Source organism: Agrobacterium sp. DKPNP3 (assembly GCF_052686535.1).
This window is the reverse complement of record NZ_JBQYSN010000115.1, coordinates 1-12,471: the sequence shown is the minus strand read 5'-3', so window position 1 is coordinate 12,471 and position 12,471 is coordinate 1. Positions and strand designations below refer to the sequence as shown.

Genomic DNA, 12,471 nt, shown 5'->3' with positions numbered 1-12,471 from the left:
CGCGCTGACCCTGTCGCCATGCAGATTGCCACCGCAAACGAACAGGTGGCTGACATGATGCAGGTCTCAGCCATTCCGCGGCCGGCTCCCTCTGTGGCGTCTGCCGGTCAGCGCAGCCGCTGGGAAGTACAGATCGCCGCCACCGATAGCGAAGCCGCCGCGCGCTCGCTGCTCGCCAATGCCCGTTCCAATATCGGCAACTATTCCGGCATCGCACCCTACACCGAAGCCGTACAAAGCGGATCGGCAACGCTCTACCGTGCCCGCTTCACCGGCTTCGAAGACCAGTCCTCGGCAGTCTCGGCCTGCAAGGAACTGAAGGCTCAGTCCTATGCCTGCGTGGTGATGACCAGCGAGGGGTGATTCAGCGCTTGAGCCACCCGCCCGCCAGGGCATCGGCCAGATAGGGAATCCCGTTGACCCGCGCCATTTCCGACATGGCAAGATTGTCGTAACGGATATTGCGGAAATGAACCTGCCAGCCCCGCCCCGTTTCTTCCAGAACCGCGTAGCTGGCGAGTGGATGGCCAGCTTCGACGTGGTGATCGAAAGGCGTGTCATCTTTCCAGCCGGGGCAACCGACGCTGCCGGGATTGACGATCAGCCGGCCATCGGAGAGCTGGACCACGCGGGGAATATGCGTGTGGCCGCACAGCATGAGCGGCTGGCTGATACCTGCCGCCCTCTCCTCTATCTCGGCAAGTGGCCGCAGTTTCAGCACACCTTCCGGCGACAGCGTTTCGAGCCAGTAATCGAGGTCGCCGAGCGGCGAACCATGGCAGCAATAGGCAACGTCCCTGAACACCATGCTGAAGGGCAAGGTTTGCAGCCAGTCCACATGGGCTGATGTGAGCTGCGCATGGGCAGGCCGCTCCCAGCTGCCCATCTCTTCAGGCGCGCGCTCGATCAGTTCCCGGTCGTGATTGCCGCGAATGCTGGGTATCCAGTTGCCGACAAGCACGTCACCGGTAAATCCAGCCTCCAGCGGACCGCTGAAGCAATCGCCGAGATTGACGATGTCTGTTATGCCTTGTTTCGCAATATCCTCCAGCACGGCTCCCAGTGCTGCGCAGTTTCCGTGAACATCGGCAATGGCGGCAAAGATCATCGGCGTCAGCTTCCTCGATAGGTGGAGTAGCTATAGGGCGAAAGCAACAGCGGCACGTGGTAGTGGCCACTTTCATCAGCAATACCGAAACGAATGGGGATGATGTCGAGAAAGGCCGGTTCTGCCAGCGCGACGCCCTTGCCACGCAGATAATCGCCAGCATGGAATACCAACTCGTATTCGCCTGCCTTGAAACTGTCGCCAACGAGCAGCGGCCCGCCATCGACACGGCCGTCATTGTTGGTCGTCACCGTCTTCAACTTCTCGCGGCGATCACCGGAAAGCCGGTAAAGCTCGATCGTCAGGCCTTGCGCCGGTGTTCCGTGGGCGGCATCGAGGACATGGGTTGTCAAACCGGTCATAGGTTGGGCTCCGCGATCACATAGGGCTCGTCAAAAAAATACTCTTCGAGATTGTTACCCGGCCCCTCGCGATCGGCAACCAGGAAATCCGAAACCGCCAACAACGGCATCAGCGGATAATGCCAGACATTACGATGGTAATTCACGCCCTGATCGCCCCGCGCCAGGAACACCTGCGGCCGGTCGGGCTTGCCGCCGTCATCGTCCGCTACAACCACAAGGAAAGGCCTACCCGAGAGCGGCGAAAAACTCTGGCTGCCGAGCGGATGCCGCTCCATCATGTCGATCATGTGCGGAAAAACGCGGGGTTGACCGCGGAAGATGTTGAGAATGATGCGCGCACCCTCACCCGCAGCCTCCGGCGCTGCAAGCGCATGATGCCGCTCTGTCTGGCCGCCGTTGATATACCGCATGGAGGAAAGGGTTGTTTCGATGACATCACCGAAAGGCGCAAACGCCTCTTTGGTCAGAGGCCTTATCTCAAGAAAATCGGTCAAATGTCATTCACCTTGGGCATGCCAGTTTCGAAGGAGGGACAATCGCGTCTGCAAGTCCGGAATACTCTGCTTTATCGTTTTCCAGACGACCGAAAGCTCCGCCCGGAAGTAATCATGCACGATCAGATTGCGCATACCCTTCATCTTCATCCAAGGGATGTCAGGGTGCTGCTGCAAAAACGCTGGATAGTGCCTGTCGATTTTCGCGACGGCCTCGCCTATGAGGGCAAGACCCATCATCACCGCCATCTGTGTGCGCGTGTCGCGTGAAAAATCGTCCTCATTCATATCCCGGATGAAATCTCCAATACGCGAGGCAGCAACGTCAATTTCTTTGAGGTAGAGCAGTAGCCGGTCCGTGCTCATACCGCTTTGGCTTCCTGCAGAACGCGGGCGCGGATGTCAGGGCGCAAGCCACCGGAGGTGACGATATCGACCTCGACGCCAAGGAGCGCCGACAACTCCTCCAGCAACCCGCCGAGATCAAACAGCGTGGTCCCCGGCAGCGCATCCACCAGAATATCGAGATCGCTGTCCGGGCGGTCTTCGCCGCGGGCGACCGAGCCGAACACGCGCGGGTTCGCCGCATTGAAGCGCTTCGTCGCTTCGCGGATCGCCTGCCTGTTCTTTTCCAGCGCCTCGGAAGGCCTCATGATGTCAATCTCCAGCCGGCACGATCCTACCAGAACCGTTCGAACTCGCCAATTCAGCCTTCCGGCAGAATGGCGGAAAGACGCAGCCAGGCAATCTTTTCCACCTGCACCGTCGCCGTTTCAAACTCTTCAGCCGCATCATTACCGATGCGGGCTTCGAACGCGGAAAGAATATCGTGCCTGTTGAGCCCTTTCACCGCAATGATGAAGGGAAAACCGAATTTATCGGTATAGGCACCGTTCAAGGCAGTGAAGCGGGCATGCTCCTCCGGTGTCAGTCGATCCAGCCCTGCGCCGGCCTGTTCGTTCCGGCTGTCGGCAGTCAGTTCGCCGGCGATCGCCAGCTTGCCGGCCAGATCGGGATGCGCCCGCAGTACGCCGAGCTTTTCCCCGTCCGTCGCAGCGCGAAATTGGGCACGAAGCGCAGCGTGGACCGCCTTTGCCGTCAGCTCAAGGCCGGCCCCGCCCGCATCATAAGCCCGTTCGGCGATGAAGGGGGAATGCTCGAACACACCGCCGAAGCGGGCGACAAATTCCTCACGCGTGACCATCACAGCGCCTCCGGCTTGTGGTGTTCATGCCAGTGCCGGGCAATTTCGATGCGTTGCGGTATCCACACCTTCTCGTGGTCAAGCACATAGTCAATGAACCGGCGAAGCGCTGCCGCACGCCCGGGGCGACCGACGAGACGGCAATGCAGACCGACGCTCATCATCTTCGGCGCGCCCTCGACGCCTTCCTGATAAAGCACGTCGAAAGCATCTTTGAGATAGGTGTAAAACTGGTCACCGGAATTGAAGCCCTGCGGTGTGGCAAAACGCATGTCATTGGTTTCAAGGGTATAGGGAATGATCAGGAATGGCTCGTCCTTCAACCCCTTCACCCAATAGGGCAGATCATCCGCGTAGGAATCCGATGAATAAAGAAACCCGCCCTCCTCCATGACGAGGCGCAGCGTGTTATCGGAAGGCTTGCCCTGATACAGGCCATAGGGGCGCTCGCCAGTTACCTGCGTATGCAGACGCACGGCCTCGAGGATGTGCTTGCGCTCTTCCTCCTCGGAAAAGTCCTTATATTCCAGCCAGCGATACCCGTGGCTGGCGATTTCCCAGCCCGCCTCCTTCATCGCTGCCACAGCTTCGGGGTTGCGGGCCATGGCGGCGGTCACGCCATACACGGTGGTGGTGACGCCAAGGCCGGTGAACATGCGCCACAGCCGCCAGAAACCGGCGCGCGAGCCGTATTCGTAGATCGATTCCATGTTCAGATTGCGCTGACCGGGCCAAGGCTGGGCACCGACGATTTCCGAAAGCAGCGATTCCGACGCCTTGTCATTGTCGAGGATGCAGCTTTCTCCGCCTTCCTCGTAATTGATGACGAATTGTACGGCGATACGCGCCCCGCCCGGCCATTTCGGATCAGGCGTCTCGCGACCGTAGCCGACCAGATTGCGGGAGTAATTTTCGGAAATCATTCAGCCACCTAGACCATCCATCCCGCACCGGAAACCGATGCCGGGAGACGAAAAACAGACCTCCAAAACGTGGCGTCCCGGAACGGAAACACACGCTTCGAATATGCGATATCCGGACGGTAGCATCCGCATCTGGAATGTCGAGATCAATTTTGCCGACATTCCGATGCTTTTTTGTATACGATTGCGTTGATACGTTTTTCAGGCGATTTTGCGGGCGGAAACGCGGCCCATCGGGTGCAGCGAATGTACGCGGAAAGGTGCGCCCGGTTCATCTTCTATGAAGAGCGCGAGGCTGGAGAACTGGATAGGCCGCGCAAGAAGCGGCTCGAAAACCTTGCGCACGGCCCGCTCGATACGCTGGCAGCTCGCCGGCTCAACGCCGCCAGTCAACGACATCTGGAACCGGAATTCGTCCATCACATGCGGGCTGCCCCAGCGATGCAGGTTTGTAAGCTGTGAGGCCGACAGCCGGTCCGGATCCGCCCGCTCGATTTCCGCATCCGACAGGGGCGCACGGTAATGGTCGAATTCCTGCACCACGCGCGCGGCAAAGAAATGCAGCACCTCACAGGGACGCTCCGGTACGAGGCTGAAGACGTTCTCGTGGCGAGCTACCACCAGTTGCGGTAGCGTGAAGGGCTGCTGCCTGCCGGAAAAATACATGAGGTCGCGCAGCAGCGCCGCCTCGGACTGGCCTTCCGCAAGTCGAAACGGCGCCTTGATCGTGCCGTGGAAACCATAACGGCGTGGAAGCGCCGTGTGGTATGAAATCTCCTGCATGCCGAGGTCGATCATGCCAGGCGGCTCCACCGATTGACCGGAATAGACATCGCGCCCTAGCCATGCGGCAGCGGCCGCCGTCAGCGGGTCATTGGGGGAAGGCGTGAAATGAATGGCGTATCGCATGCGCTGTCACCTCGCCGCCAATGCGGACAAACCGGCCTCTTTGCAGGCCAGCAGATACGTGATTTGCGTGACAGATTAACGACGTAAGGTGTCCTATCAGAGCTTTGCGAAGTCCGCAGAGGCAATGCTCACGTGGTGTTGAAGGCCAAAGCCCGCGGGGAGGACCGGCGTGCGGCCACAGACGACCTGCAGCGCGGCCTCGGCCAGAAAATGCGCAAGGCCGAAGCTCACCTTGAAGCCACCGGAAAGCGCAACGAGCCTGGGACGACCAGGGATTGAACCCACCATCGGGTCCCTCCCAACCGCCTTCGGCCGCAGCCCGGCCCAGCGTTCCAGCACTGGTGCGCCGGCAAGTGAAGGCACGATGGCGGACGCCTCTGCAAGCAGCTTTTCGAGTTTGTCATCGGTGCTGAAAGGATCGAAAAAACAATCTTCGCTGGTACTGCCGATCGCAACGGTGCCGTCTTCATGCGGGACGATATAGAGACCGTTCAGGAACACGACCGGCATCGCCGGATCGGCTGCAGCGTCAAGAAGCGCTGCCTGCCCCTTCACCGCCTGTCCGAGCGAAACCCCGGCCTGCAGGCCCAGCGCATCGCGGATCAGCGGAAAAGAACCGTGCCCATTGGCGACAATGACATGGCCAAAAGAAATCTCATCGCCCGAGGACAGTACCGCCCGCCCGGCATCAGCCTCGAGCGACGCAACCGCGACGCCCTCAGCCATTCGCACATGCTGCGCCCTGCCAAGAGTAGCCGCCAGAAGGGCGATCATCGCCCGTGGCGAAACGCGTGCCGCCAGTGTATCGAAGACGAAACCCGCCTCACCCGCTGCGTCATCCACCCAGCCCGTGACCGAGGGCCTGTCGCCGACATGCCAGCTGAACCGACGATCACCCGACACCCAGTTCTCCAGCGCATCCTTCTCATGCCGCTCGGCAATGGCGCGAAGATGCGGTTTGGGCAGCGGAATGATGCGGCCGGAGCGACGATAACCGGCGGAAAGGCCGGTCTCGGCTTCCAGCGTGGCAATTTCCTCTTCCAGTGCAACAAGAGCATCAAACTGAAACTGCTTCTTGTCCGACCAGCGGTCGGGCATATGCGGCATAAGCGCGCCCAGAAGCCCGCCACTTGCGCCGCTGCCGGCACGCTCCGCCTCGACCAGCAGCGTCTCGATGCCGAGCCGCTCCGCCTTCACGGCCGCCCACAGGCCCATGACGCCGCCGCCAACGATGAGAAGCGGCACGGACGTCGGCAATCTTGGCGATTGACCCTGTTCGAAAGCGGGATTATCGGCTTTAGCCATGACACATTCCAACGACACTTCAATCCCGGCAGGCATCTCGGCTGACAGCGAGACTGGCACGACGACGGGTTCGCCAAACGGCGAAACCGCCGAGACCACCAGCGCGCTCGACTGGCGTGACGGGGATATGCCCTATTCGAGGGCCTTTGACGACCATTTTTATTGCCAGACGGATGGCAGGCTGGAATGCGGCCATGTCTTCCTGTCCGGAAACGGCTTGCCAGAGCGCTGGCGGGAATGGGAGGGGGTCTTCCGCATCGGCGAACTCGGTTTTGGCACCGGGCTCAATCTCTGCGAGACCTGGCGGCAGTGGAAAGAGGTTCGCAACAGTCGTTCCAGACTGCATTTCGTCTCCTTCGAACTTTACCCGATGACGGCAGACGAGATCGGCCGGGCGCTGTCCCGCTGGCCGCAAGTGGATGCAGAGAGAAAAGCACTAACGTCTTTCTGGCCTGCCGAGCCGAAGGGTCGCGTCGATATTGAACTCGACGATCAAACGCAGCTGACGGTCGTCTGCGGCGAAGCGCTTGCCGGCATCGCGGGCATTGATGAAATTTTCGACGCGTGGTTTCTCGATGGCTTCGCACCCGCGCGTAATCCTAACATGTGGTCACTGGAGATCATGCAGGCGCTTTTTGCGAGGACCTCACCCGGAGGCACATTCGCGACCTATGCCGCTGCAGGCTTCGTGCGGCGCAACCTTATCGCCGCCGGATTTGACTTGGAGCGTCGCAAGGGCTTTGCCGGCAAGAGAGAGATGCTCTGCGGCACCAAGACCTAGCGTTGAAGAGCGCCAAAATCGGCGCGGCATCCGTCAGACGACAGGCAGGTCGCGCCGTGGCATTTCCTCGCCCAGCCATTGCGCAATCTTGTCTTCGAGGATTTCGGGGCTGATCGGCTTCGACAGGTAATCGTCCATGCCAGCCTGCAGGCAAAGCTCGCGATCCGCTTCCTGCGTATGGGCGGTCACGCCTATAACAGGCACATGCCGTCCATCGCCAGCCGCCTGTTCGGCGGCGCGTATGGCGCGGGTGGCCTGGTGCCCATTCATGACGGGCATCGAGACGTCCATGAGGATGACGGCGGGGTTATGCTCTTCCCAAGCCTGTATCGCCTTCTTGCCGTTGCCGACAATCAGGAAACGCAGGCCCGCCTGCTGCAGGATCTGGCTAAAGACGATCTGGTTGACGTCATTGTCTTCGGCCACCAGCACGTCGAGAAGGAACGGACGGCGCCGATCTGGAGCGATGACCGGGTGGGCGGCGCGCTCCTTTTTGTCGCAAGACGAACCCTCCGGTCGGACGGGGAAATTGCCTGACGGCAAATGCGCGGCATGTCCCTGGGCGCGTTTGAACCGGACGTCTCGCACCACGTCGAACAGGGTGGAGCGCAACAGCCGGGCCCGTGCCGGCTTCATCAGATGCGCCTGCACGTTGAGATCGGCAAACAGCGTTTCATCACCGACGACATCCATGGAGGTGAGGAAAACGATGGCGATTTCGTCGAATCGGGCATCGGCGCGAATTCGCTCCACCACATCCAGCCCGTTCATGATCGGCATGTGATAATCGAGAATGATGGCATCAATGACAAATCCAAGCGCCACCGCTTCTTCCAGCACCGCGATGCCGGTAGGCCCGTCACCCACCGCGTGGCCATCGATCCCCCAGCTTTTCAGCTGCTCGGTCAAGATGCGGCGGTTGACGTCGTTGTCATCGACAACGAGAACCCGGATATCCTCGATTGCCTTCGAAAACAGCGGAAGCTCCGTCCGCTTTTCCGTGACCTGAAACGGAATATTGACCTCGAAAGTAGAGCCCTTGCCGACATCGCTTGCGACATTGATTGCCCCATCGAACAGGCCCACCAGACCGACTGTGATCGCCAGCCCGAGCCCCGTACCCTCGTGCCGGCGCGTTGCGGAACCATCGACCTGGCTGAACTTGTCGAAGATGGTTTCGATCTTGTCGGCGGGAATTCCTATGCCGCTGTCTTCGACCCGCAGGGAAAAAATCGTTTCGGAAGTTTTCGTCGCGTGAGCGGAAAGCTCGACCAGCACGTGACCCGTTTCCGTGAACTTGACGGCGTTTCCGACGATATTGGTAACGATCTGCCGAAAACGCCCGGCATCGCCGATAACCTTGCCGGCAACCGAGGCATCGATGCGAACGATCAGCTCGATGTCCTTCTCCAAAGCCGCCGACGACAGAAGCGACACAACATCTTCAACGGCTTCTGCCGGATCGAACGGCATGTTGCGCAGCTTCATCTGGCCCGCCTCGATGCGCGAGAAGTCGAGAATGTCGTTGATGATGGTCAGAAGCGCGTTGCCCGATTTGACGATGATATCGGTAAAGGTCTTCTGGCGCGTGTCGAGCTTGGATTTGGCCAGAAGCTCCGCCATGCCAAGCACACCGTTCATGGGCGTGCGGATTTCATGGCTCATATTGGCAAGGAACTCCGATTTGGCCCGGTCCGCCGCTTCGGCGCGCGAAAGCAGGCGCTGCAATTCCTCTTCGCGCACTTTCATCTCAGTCACATCGGTGACGATGATGAGCCAGTAATTGCCGGAACTGTTGGTCGCCTCCAGATTGAGCCAGCTTTTGCCCGCCACCTGGATGAGCCAGGAAAACGGCCGGTTGGCCGCGATATTCTCTCTCCAGGCGGAAAGGGTCGCGGCCGCCTCCTCGGCGGTGCCGAAATCGCCGCGGCCGGCGCAATGGGAAAAGAATCCCGACCAGTTTTCACCCTTATCCAGAAGATGGGGCGGCACATCGAACATGCGCGCCATTGCCTCGTTGGACATGATGATCGTGCCCTGCTCGACAAGCACCAGGCCCTGCGCCATGGCGCGTGTCGCGCCCTGCATATATTCGCCGACACGCTCCAGCTCCGCCCTGGCTTTGCTGATTTCCGCATCGCGCAGGCGCACATCCGTAACATCGGCATAGGTACTGAGGATTTTACCGCCCTCGAGACGGGTTTTCGAGATGACGGTCACCTTGCCGCTTTTGCTGCGTACCTCGCGTGGCGCAAACCCCTCCTCGTTCAGAAGTCGCTGCACCCGCTCGCCATAGACTTCCTCGAACGATTTGCCGCCATAGTCATAGAGGCCGCTGTCGAAATTCAGCTGCATGAAGTCGCGATAGGTCTTCCCGACGAGCGACGCTCCCCCGCCAATCTCTCCCCACACCTTGTAAAAACACGGGTTGATATATTCGATCACGAGATCGGCGTTGAGCAATAGCACCCCGACCGGCAGCGCGTGGAGAACAGCCTCAAGCTGGCGATGCAACGCCTCTGCCTCCGCCCTCGCGGCGATCAGGGCCTTCTCCCTCTCCTGCAAAAGGCTCACATCGGTGACCGAGCCCACCAGATAATAGTCATTGTCGGGCGTCGCGACGCGGCCGAGCCGGGTGATGATGGGGATGGTGCCGCCATCGGCAAGAGAAACGCAGCCTGTCTTTTCTATCGACTCCCCGGTTTCAAGAATATGCTCGTTCTCCAGACGGAATTGCTCGCCTTCGTCAGGGAACATATCGCTCTCGGTTCTGCCGATATGATCGGCGAGGCTGCCATCCAGAAATGTCTCATAGGCCGCGTTGGCAAAGGTCAGCCGCCTGTCCTTATCCCGCAGGAAGACACCGACCGGCAATTGCTCGAGCGCGGCGCGCAACAGCCAGGTCTCGCGGATCTGCGTGTTCAGAAGCGTCTCGTGCGCCTTGAACTCGGTGACATCCACTCGCAGGCCCACCAGCGTGCCATCTTCCAGCCGCTTGTTGACCATGCGAACCCAGCGCCCGTCGGCAAACTGCTCCACCCTTTCGAGATAAGGCAGCTCAAAATCCCGCAGCTGCCCCTGCATCCACCCTTCGAAATCCGGATCGTCTTCCTGGACGCTGCGATAGCCGCTCGAGAAATAGAGCGCCTTCATCAGCGCTTCGAGCCGTATCCCCGGCGTCAGCTCCACGCCAAAGGCCCTGTAAAACTCTGCGAAACGAGCATTACAATAGACCAGCCGGTTTTCCCGGTCATAAACAACGATACCGGCATCGATGAAATCCATCACGCCACTGGTGAAAAGCAGATCGGACGCATCGCCGACAGCCGACGGTGCCGCCAGCACCGGCGAGGGCATTTTTTCAAACACCTCGAACAGAAAAAGATTGCCGTCGTCGCCGATGAAGCGCTCGCAGCGCAGGTTCCCGGACACCGTCGCGGTATGGCTTGCAATGGTCTCGTCGGTGGCAAAGACCAGCGCGCGACGCTCCCGGTCCTCACGCTCGGCGTCGCGGTTATCGCCCGACAGGGAAAAACTGGTGCGGCCCTTCAAAATGCCGGGCGGATGTCCAAGAAGGCGACCATAGGCCTCATTGGCCGTGACATAGCGCAGCTCGCTGTCCTTGACGCACGCCGGCAGGTCCAGGACAGCGACGGCCCTGCAAGCCTTTTCCAGCAACCCGCCACCCTCGGTCAATCGATACTCCACATCCTGCAGTCGATCCTTGCCGAATCAAATATTTCCCGGCGTCGTCGCAAAAACGTTATGTGATAAAAGCGATCTTTGCTATGTATCCATCGGTACAGTCATCCCTTTTTAACCATAATTCTTGACCGCGCCATCCCCCTCGCTACACCTGCCGAGAGCGGGTGCGCATGGCTGCCATGCGCGTCGCGACAGCCCACTCACAAAACTATCGCTTGACTTTAGCGCATAAAACGCCCACATCCCCGTCAAGCTTTCACCATCGGCAGCCGCGTGAGCTGCAGCGTATGACCGGAGAAAAGTCCTCGAACGGATTCGGCCCGCATGAAGGAAAAGCGCAGAGACTACAGAAGACGGCATGTGCCGCACTGATGCGCAGAAAGTTATTCCAACCCACAAGTTCCCAATTCACGCGGGGTTCTTGACGCCGAAACCGCCGGACAGCAGCCCTGTTCCGGACGATTGGTTTTTGGCGCCCCGAAAGGCATTATATTGACCAGTTTTAGCGAACTCGGCCTCTCCGAAAAGATTGTCGCCAGCGTTACCCAGCTTGGCTACACGACCCCTACTCCCATTCAGGCAAAGGCCATTCCGCTGCTGCTCGAAGGCCGCGACCTGATCGGCCTCGCACAGACCGGCACCGGCAAGACGGCCGCTTTCGGCCTGCCGATCATCGAAATGCTGATGAAGCAGGCGGACCGCCCGGCAAACCGCACCTGCCGCACGCTGATCCTTGCCCCGACCCGCGAGCTGGTGAACCAGATCGGCGAAAACCTGCGCGCCTTCGTGAAGAAGACGCCGCTGCGCATCAACCAGGTTGTCGGCGGCGCGTCGATCAACAAGCAGCAGCTCCAGCTGGAGAAGGGTACGGACATTCTGGTGGCCACTCCCGGCCGCCTGCTTGATCTCATTGCCCGCAATGCCATTTCGCTCTCCAAGGTCACCTATCTGGTGCTTGATGAAGCCGACCAGATGCTCGACCTCGGCTTCATCCACGATCTGCGCAAGATCTCGAAGATGGTGCCGGCCAAGCGCCAGACGCTGCTCTTCTCCGCCACCATGCCGAAGGCAATCGCCGATCTCGCCCACAGCTACCTGACCGATCCGCTGAAGGTCGAAGTGACCCCGCCCGGCAAGGCAGCCGACAAGGTGGAGCAATATGTCCACTTCGTCGCCGGCAAGAACGACAAGACCGAGCTTCTGAAGAAGTCGCTCAACGAGAACCCGGATGGCCGCGCCATCGTGTTCCTGCGCACCAAGCACGGCGCGGAGAAGCTCTACAAGCATCTGGAACATATCGGCTTCAAGGTCGCCTCCATCCACGGCAACAAGAGCCAGGGCCAGCGCGAGCGCGCCCTGAAGGGCTTCAAGGATGGCGAGATCAAGGTTCTGGTCGCAACCGACGTCGCGGCCCGCGGCATCGACATCCCGGCAGTGACGCACGTCTTCAACTACGATCTGCCGGAAGTGCCTGACGCTTATGTTCACCGCATCGGCCGTACCGCCCGTGCCGGCCGCGACGGCATCGCCATTGCTTTCTGCGCACCGGACGAGACCCGCCTGTTGCACGACATCGAAAAGCTGATGAAGATCGATATTCCGGTTGCCTCTGGTGAACGTCCGGCCGGTCTCGCAAGCCCCACGCGCCCCAACAACAACCGCGGCGGACGCAACAAC

The 12,471-nt window shown here is 60.0% G+C and carries 13 protein-coding genes; 3 read left to right on the top strand and 10 right to left on the bottom strand.

The window, feature by feature from the left end; all coding sequences use genetic code 11:
- Positions 1-363, top strand: a 363-nt coding sequence (locus ACUTJJ_RS22405) for an SPOR domain-containing protein (protein ID WP_445543474.1), incomplete at its 5' end; no start/stop codon positions are given.
- Position 364: 1 nt separating this feature from the next.
- On the opposite strand, the gene ACUTJJ_RS22400 is transcribed toward ACUTJJ_RS22405, so the two are convergent.
- The 9 genes from ACUTJJ_RS22400 to ACUTJJ_RS22360 all read right to left on the bottom strand — a co-directional run bounded on the left by ACUTJJ_RS22400 (position 365) and on the right by ACUTJJ_RS22360 (position 6,308).
- On the bottom strand, positions 365-1,108 hold the full coding sequence (locus ACUTJJ_RS22400) for a metallophosphoesterase family protein (protein WP_445543473.1): 744 nt from the start codon (positions 1,106-1,108) through the stop codon (positions 365-367).
- A gap of 5 nt (positions 1,109-1,113) precedes the next feature.
- Positions 1,114-1,470, bottom strand: coding sequence for a hydroxyisourate hydrolase (gene uraH / locus ACUTJJ_RS22395; RefSeq protein WP_063950755.1), 357 nt, complete (start codon positions 1,468-1,470; stop codon positions 1,114-1,116).
- Complete coding sequence (locus ACUTJJ_RS22390; protein ID WP_445543472.1) at positions 1,467-1,967, bottom strand: ureidoglycolate lyase; 501 nt, start codon at positions 1,965-1,967, stop codon at positions 1,467-1,469. Before ACUTJJ_RS22390 ends, uraH begins: the two co-directional genes overlap by 4 nt.
- Before the next feature lie 3 nt (positions 1,968-1,970).
- A complete protein-coding gene (locus tag ACUTJJ_RS22385; RefSeq protein WP_144577125.1) occupies positions 1,971-2,333 on the bottom strand; it encodes a HepT-like ribonuclease domain-containing protein in 363 nt (120 codons plus the stop codon).
- Positions 2,330-2,620 carry a nucleotidyltransferase family protein gene (locus ACUTJJ_RS22380; protein WP_445543471.1) on the bottom strand — a complete coding sequence of 97 codons (291 nt, stop codon included), beginning with the start codon at positions 2,618-2,620 and terminating at the stop codon, positions 2,330-2,332. Before ACUTJJ_RS22380 ends, ACUTJJ_RS22385 begins: the two co-directional genes overlap by 4 nt.
- A 53-nt stretch (positions 2,621-2,673) precedes the next feature.
- Positions 2,674-3,171, bottom strand: coding sequence for a 2-oxo-4-hydroxy-4-carboxy-5-ureidoimidazoline decarboxylase (gene uraD / locus ACUTJJ_RS22375; protein ID WP_445543470.1), 498 nt, complete (start codon positions 3,169-3,171; stop codon positions 2,674-2,676).
- Positions 3,171-4,094, bottom strand: coding sequence for an allantoinase PuuE (gene puuE / locus ACUTJJ_RS22370; RefSeq protein ID WP_445543469.1), 924 nt, complete (start codon positions 4,092-4,094; stop codon positions 3,171-3,173). The genes uraD and puuE overlap by 1 nt, the downstream gene beginning before the upstream one ends.
- A gap of 201 nt (positions 4,095-4,295) precedes the next feature.
- On the bottom strand, positions 4,296-5,003 hold the full coding sequence (locus ACUTJJ_RS22365; protein WP_144577121.1) for a DUF1045 domain-containing protein: 708 nt from the start codon (positions 5,001-5,003) through the stop codon (positions 4,296-4,298).
- Between the two features lie 96 nt (positions 5,004-5,099).
- The gene (locus ACUTJJ_RS22360) at positions 5,100-6,308 is read right to left on the bottom strand and encodes an NAD(P)/FAD-dependent oxidoreductase (RefSeq protein WP_445543468.1); all 1,209 of its coding nucleotides are present in this window, start codon (positions 6,306-6,308) and stop codon (positions 5,100-5,102) included.
- Here ACUTJJ_RS22360 and mnmD point away from each other — a divergent pair.
- Positions 6,307-7,089, top strand: a complete 783-nt coding sequence (mnmD, locus tag ACUTJJ_RS22355; protein WP_445543467.1) for a tRNA (5-methylaminomethyl-2-thiouridine)(34)-methyltransferase MnmD — start codon at positions 6,307-6,309, stop codon at positions 7,087-7,089. The genes ACUTJJ_RS22360 and mnmD overlap by 2 nt on opposite strands.
- 33 nt (positions 7,090-7,122) lie before the next feature.
- On the opposite strand, the gene ACUTJJ_RS22350 is transcribed toward mnmD, so the two are convergent.
- Positions 7,123-10,785, bottom strand: a complete 3,663-nt coding sequence (locus tag ACUTJJ_RS22350) for a response regulator (protein ID WP_445543466.1) — start codon at positions 10,783-10,785, stop codon at positions 7,123-7,125.
- Positions 10,786-11,286: 501 nt separating this feature from the next.
- Between ACUTJJ_RS22350 and ACUTJJ_RS22345 the strand changes: the two genes are divergently transcribed.
- A partial coding sequence (locus tag ACUTJJ_RS22345) for a DEAD/DEAH box helicase (RefSeq protein ID WP_445543465.1) occupies positions 11,287-12,471 on the top strand: 1,185 nt, incomplete at its 3' end.

What these genes read in the sequence shown, in the direction of transcription:
- ACUTJJ_RS22400 (WP_445543473.1), bottom strand. Translation starts at nt 1,108, where the DNA reads ATGATCTTTGCCGCCATTGCCGATGTTCACGGAAACTGCGCAGCACTG.
- uraH (WP_063950755.1), bottom strand. Translation starts at nt 1,470, where the DNA reads ATGACCGGTTTGACAACCCATGTCCTCGATGCCGCCCACGGAACACCG.
- ACUTJJ_RS22385 (WP_144577125.1), bottom strand. Translation starts at nt 2,333, where the DNA reads ATGAGCACGGACCGGCTACTGCTCTACCTCAAAGAAATTGACGTTGCT.
- ACUTJJ_RS22380 (WP_445543471.1), bottom strand. Translation starts at nt 2,620, where the DNA reads ATGAGGCCTTCCGAGGCGCTGGAAAAGAACAGGCAGGCGATCCGCGAA.
- uraD (WP_445543470.1), bottom strand. Translation starts at nt 3,171, where the DNA reads ATGGTCACGCGTGAGGAATTTGTCGCCCGCTTCGGCGGTGTGTTCGAG.
- puuE (WP_445543469.1), bottom strand. Translation starts at nt 4,094, where the DNA reads ATGATTTCCGAAAATTACTCCCGCAATCTGGTCGGCTACGGTCGCGAG.
- ACUTJJ_RS22365 (WP_144577121.1), bottom strand. Translation starts at nt 5,003, where the DNA reads ATGCGATACGCCATTCATTTCACGCCTTCCCCCAATGACCCGCTGACG.
- mnmD (WP_445543467.1), top strand. Translation starts at nt 6,307, where the DNA reads ATGACACATTCCAACGACACTTCAATCCCGGCAGGCATCTCGGCTGAC.
- ACUTJJ_RS22360 (WP_445543468.1), bottom strand. Translation starts at nt 6,308, where the DNA reads ATGGCTAAAGCCGATAATCCCGCTTTCGAACAGGGTCAATCGCCAAGA.